The following is a 4,915-nucleotide window of genomic DNA, read 5'->3' on the forward strand; positions in this document are numbered from 1 at the left end:
GGGATGGTCGCGGACCGCCTGGGGATCCCCGGTGGTGGGCCGCGGCCGACACCCGTCCCGTCGACCTCCCAGCACCTCGCGGGGTCGGCGCGGATCGGTGAGGTGGTCGACGACGCCGGCCGGGTGTCGGGGTGCGAGGGTGTGCGGGTGGCCGACGCGTCGGTGTTCCCGGTGCTGCCGCGGTGCGGCCCCTATCTCTCCGTTCTCGCGGTGGCCGAGGACCTCGCCGCGCGGGTGGTCGCCGGGAGCTCGTGGTAGAACCGATATGAGAACACGTTCCACCGCCGAGGTGGGAGTGCGGGCGGAAGGGCCACCATGACGAGTAGCGAGATCGAGACCCGCAGTGATCACCCCCACGCCGCCGAGCCCCGGTCCTTCACGCTCGCCGGTGCGGCCGGGATGCTCGTCGGCGACGTGTGGGAGCCGATCGGTGATGCGGATCCGGTCGACGAGATCCTCATGCTGCACGGCGGGGCGCAGACCCGGAACTCGTGGAACCGCGCCGCCCGGCGACTCGCGACCGAGGGGTACCGGGTCACGACGATGGACGCGCGGGGCCACGGTGACAGCGACTGGGCGGAGGACGGGGACTACGACATCCACCGCATGGTCGACGATCTCGAGCTGATCGTCGCCGCCCGCTTCCCCGGCCGGCTGCCGGTTCTCGTGGGCGCCTCGCTCGGTGGATTGACCGGACTGCTGGCGCTGGGGACCGCCAAGCCCGTCGCCCGGGCGCTGGTGCTGGTGGACGTCACCCCGAAGATCGAGGCGAAGGGCGTCCAGCGGATCGGGGAGTTCATGCGGTCGGGGCTGGACGGGTTCGCGGACCTGGAGGCCGCCGCCGAGGCGATCGCCGCCTACCAGCCTGGTCGTCAGCGCCCGACGAACCTGGACGGACTGCGCAAGAATCTCCGCCAGAAGGGCGACGGCCGGTGGTACTGGCACTGGGACCCGCGCTTCGTCGCGGGCGCCACCGGGGACAACGCCGAGATCGGGAACGACTACTTCGAGGGGATCGTGCCCCACGTCACCGAGCCGACCATGCTCATCAGGGGGTCGCGATCGGACATCGTCAGCGACGAGTCGGTGGCCCACCTGCTGCGACACCTCCCGCACGCGTACACCCACGAGGTCGCGGACGCCGGTCACATGGTGGCCGGGGACGACAACGCGGTCTTCCTGGACCAGCTCGAGTGGTTCCTGGCGGAGATCCTCGGATCCCCGCCCCGCCCGGGGGCGCGGGGGGAATAACCCCGATCGGGCGACGTTGTTCCTCACTGCACGACCTTGAATACCCGCACGGGTATGGTCCGTGCGAGAAGGTCGTCGCAGGCGCGGGCTGTCCGTAGGCTGGCGACGAGAGACGACGGGACGAGAGCCGCCCCGTCCCGCTAGGAGGGCATTCGTATGACCACCGTCGACATCACGACCGCCGACTTCGAGAAGACCGTCACCGACAACGACATCGTCCTGGTGGACTTCTGGGCCGAGTGGTGTGGCCCCTGCAAGGCCTTCGGGCCGGTGTTCGAGAAGGTCTCCGGCAAGAACCCCGAGCTGACCTTCGCGAAGGTCGACACCGACGCGGAGCAGCAGCTGGGCGCGATGCTGCAGATCCAGTCGATCCCCACGCTCATGGCGTTCCGCGAGGGCATCGCCGTGTTCCGTCACTCCGGTGCGATCCCGGAGCAGGCGCTCGACGACCTGGTCGAGCAGATCAAGGGGCTCGACATGGACGAGGTCCGCAAGGCGGTCGAAGAGGCCCAGGCCCAGCAGGGCGACGCCCAGGGCTGAGTCGGCCCACTCCCTCCGGCGCGCCCGCGCGCGGAAATTGGAACAGGTTCTCGGTTTGACGATCCCCGGTGGACCGATGCGGATATCGTGATGAGAACACGTTCCAGTGACGGGATCACCCCGTCGCGCCCGGAGGGAGTCGAATGAAGACCAAGGCCGCCATCGCCCGAGAGCTGGGCAAGCCGTTCGAGATCGTGGAGGCCGAGCTCGACGGCCCCCACTTCGGCGAGGTGCTCGTCAAGTGGAAGGTCGCCGGTCTCTGCCATTCCGACCTCCACATCACCAGTGGTGACCTGCCCGGGCGACTGCCGATCGTCGGCGGGCACGAGGGCGCGGGCGTCGTCGAGGCGGTCGGCCCCGGCGTGACCCACGTCCAGCCCGGCGACCACGTGGTGGGGTCGTTCATCCCGGCCTGTGGCAAGTGCTCCGCCTGTGCGCGCGGCATGACCAACCTGTGCGACGGCGGACTCAACGGCACGATCGGCGAGATGGCCGACGGCCGGTACCCGTTCGCCCTCGCGAACGGCGAGACCGCCGGCGCCATGTGCACCCTCGGCACGTTCTCGCAGTACACCGTCGCCAACATGAACTCGGTGGTCAAGGTCCAGGACTGGATCCCCTTCGAGGTCGCGGCGCTCGTCGGCTGCGGCGTCACCACCGGCTGGGGATCGGCCGTCTACTCAGCCGACGTCCGGGCCGGTGACACCGTCGTCGTCTTCGGCATCGGCGGCATCGGCATCAACGCGATCCAGGGCGCGAAGCACGCCGGCGCGCGATTCATCCTGGCCATCGACACGGACGAGTCGAAGCTGGCCAAGGCCACGGAGTTCGGCGCCACCCACGTCTACTCGGACGTGGACCAGGCCAAGGCCGAGCTTCCGGGCCTGACCTGGGGGAACATGGCCGAGAAGGCCATCATCACGATCGGCGTGGCGGACGCCAAGGTGACCGCCGACGCCACCGACATGGTGGGTAAGCGGGGGGTCGTGGTCCTCACCTCCATGGGCGGCCTCGACAACCAGTCCATCAACCTCACCGGGCTGTTCGTCTCCCAGTACGAGAAGGTCATCAAGGGGTCACTGTTCGGGTCGGCCAACGCCTTCCACGACATCCCCAACATCCTGCGGCTGTGGGACGAGAAGCAGCTCAAGCTCGACGAGCTGATCACGCACCGCTTCACGCTCGATCAGGTCAACGAGGGCTACGAGATCATGGAGTCCGGCGGCGACGGCATGGTCCGCGGGATCATCGTCCACGACGACTGATCCCCTGCGACTCCGCCGGCACGGCCGGCGCTGCGGGCACGACCGCGGCAACCGTGGGCCCCGGTTCCCCTCGAGGGGGTGGACCGGGGCCCGCTCCGTACACCGGACTGGACAGCGATACCCCCACGGGTACACTGGGGTCCGGATCGACATCCGCATCCGCGAGAGAGCAGGAGGGCCCGAGATGGCTGACGACGAGGCGAGGACGCAGGTGCTCAACCGCCTGCGCCGGGCGCGGGGACAGCTCAACGCGGTGATCGACATGGTCGAGCAGGAGCGCCCCTGCAAGGACGTCGTCACCCAGCTGGCGGCGGTCTCCAAGGCGCTGGACCGCGCCGGGTTCAAGATCATCAGCTCCAACATCCAGGAATGCCTCGCGGGCGACGGCGAGACCGGCGAGGACGGGATCACCGTGGCCGAGCTGGAGAAGCTCTTCCTCTCGCTCGCCTGACCGCTCCCCGGGGCCGTGGGATGCTGGCCCCGGTACGCGGAAGACATCACCCGACCACAGACGTGAGGACTGCGACATGGACGTCGGAATCGGTACGTACACGGCGATGGGATTCGACGAGGCGGTGGAGGCGACCCGCGAGGCGCTCGCCGACCGCGGCTTCGGGATCCTCCACGAGATCGATCTCACCGCCACGCTCAAGAAGAAGATCGACAAGGACATCGAGCGCGTCCTGATCCTCGGGGCGTGCAACCCCGGGTTCGCCGGTGAGGCGTTCGACGTGAGCAAGGAGGTCGCGCTGCTGCTGCCCTGCAACGTCGTGGTCCGCGAGTCCTCCGGGGGCTGCGTCATCGAGGCACAGAACCCGGCGCTGCTGGCACAGGTCATCTCGGGCGGCCTGCAGAACATGGCCGACGAGTTGTCCGCGCAGATGCGGTCGATGATGAAGGACCTCACCCGCTGAGTAACCTGGGGGCATGACCCAGGAGCCGCACACCGACCCGCGGGCCCTCGCTCAGCAGAGACTGGAGGCGATGGTGGGGCGGGGAGAGCTGTCCCTCGCCGAGTTCTCGGACCGGGCCGCCAGGATCTGGTCCGCGACCTGCCCCGCCGAGCTGGAGGTGGCCCTGAGCGGACTGCCGCTGGGTCCCGGCGCGGGGCCCACCCCTTCCTCGGCGCAGCCACCGGCCACCCGGCCGACGGGGGCGATCACCGTCGACGAGAGCCGGAAGAAGACCTCGGTCTTCGACACGCTCAAGCGGGAAGGCCGGTGGTCCCTCCCGGACGACTACCGGCTGACGTCCTGGATGGGCGAGATCTACCTCGACGCCCGTGAGGCCGTGGTCGACCGCCCGCGCACCCACATCCAGCTCGACCTGTGGGCCGCCAACGCCAAGATCCTGCTCCCCCCGGGGGTCTCGGTCGCGGTGACCGGCAACCGGACGTGGTCCGAGCTCAAGATCGACGAGGGCCGCTACGACATCCGTGGTGGCCCGCATCTGGACTTCGAGATCAACGGTTTCATGGCCGGCGTGAAGATCAAGATCCTCGCGGCGGGGGAGCGGATCCCCAAGACGTGGAAGTGGTTCTAGGCAGACGGCGGTTTCAGGCAGATGAGCCGGGCCGGCGCCGCCACACCGTGTGCCGGTGCCGGACCTCGTCGTCGTGCCCCTCGACGCGGCTCCGCGGATCGGTGATCCACTCGCCGACCTCGACCCGCTCCCACGTCCCGTCCAGCTCCGGGGCCAGCACGGTCCCCGGGGCGTCCGCGTCGATCTCGGTGACCAGGCACTCGTCGGCTGAGTCGAGAGCCGCGGCGTAGATCTGGCCGCCGCCCATCACTACCGCGTCGGTGCCGGCCGACGCCAGCGCCTCGGGCACCGACGCCGCGCGCTCGGCGCCCTCGGCC

Annotated in this window: 8 protein-coding genes; 7 read left to right on the plus strand and 1 reads right to left on the minus strand. The window is 69.5% G+C overall.

Features of this window, described 5'->3' with window-relative positions; genetic code table 11:
- The 7 genes from G6021_RS08970 to G6021_RS09000 all read left to right on the plus strand — a co-directional run.
- A partial coding sequence (locus tag G6021_RS08970; protein WP_241736491.1) for a GMC oxidoreductase occupies positions 1 to 258 on the plus strand: 258 nt, incomplete at its 5' end.
- A gap of 57 nt (positions 259 to 315) precedes the next feature.
- Positions 316 to 1,251, plus strand: a complete 936-nt coding sequence (locus G6021_RS08975) for an alpha/beta hydrolase (RefSeq protein WP_179525879.1) — start codon at positions 316 to 318, stop codon at positions 1,249 to 1,251.
- Between the two features lie 156 nt (positions 1,252 to 1,407).
- Entirely contained in the window at positions 1,408 to 1,791 is a 384-nt protein-coding gene (gene trxA, locus G6021_RS08980; protein ID WP_179525878.1) for a thioredoxin, read from the plus strand.
- A gap of 143 nt (positions 1,792 to 1,934) precedes the next feature.
- Positions 1,935 to 3,056: an NDMA-dependent alcohol dehydrogenase gene (locus tag G6021_RS08985; RefSeq protein WP_179525877.1), complete on the plus strand. Its 1,122-nt coding sequence runs from the start codon at positions 1,935 to 1,937 to the stop codon at positions 3,054 to 3,056.
- 184 nt (positions 3,057 to 3,240) lie between these two features.
- A complete protein-coding gene (locus tag G6021_RS08990) occupies positions 3,241 to 3,507 on the plus strand; it encodes a metal-sensitive transcriptional regulator (protein ID WP_179525876.1) in 267 nt (88 codons plus the stop codon).
- A 76-nt stretch (positions 3,508 to 3,583) separates the two neighbouring features.
- On the plus strand, positions 3,584 to 3,970 hold the full coding sequence (locus G6021_RS08995; RefSeq protein WP_182641104.1) for a DUF302 domain-containing protein: 387 nt from the start codon (positions 3,584 to 3,586) through the stop codon (positions 3,968 to 3,970).
- A gap of 13 nt (positions 3,971 to 3,983) precedes the next feature.
- Positions 3,984 to 4,598: a DUF1707 domain-containing protein gene (locus G6021_RS09000; protein ID WP_179525874.1), complete on the plus strand. Its 615-nt coding sequence runs from the start codon at positions 3,984 to 3,986 to the stop codon at positions 4,596 to 4,598.
- A 13-nt stretch (positions 4,599 to 4,611) separates the two neighbouring features.
- Here the strand turns inward: G6021_RS09000 and G6021_RS09005 are convergent.
- The coding region (locus G6021_RS09005; RefSeq protein ID WP_182641105.1) for a dihydrofolate reductase at positions 4,612 to 4,915 on the minus strand (304 nt) is incomplete at its 5' end.

The sequence above is a fragment of the Dietzia sp. CW19 genome, assembly GCF_014145265.1.
GTDB lineage: Bacteria > Actinomycetota > Actinomycetes > Mycobacteriales > Mycobacteriaceae > Dietzia > Dietzia natronolimnaea.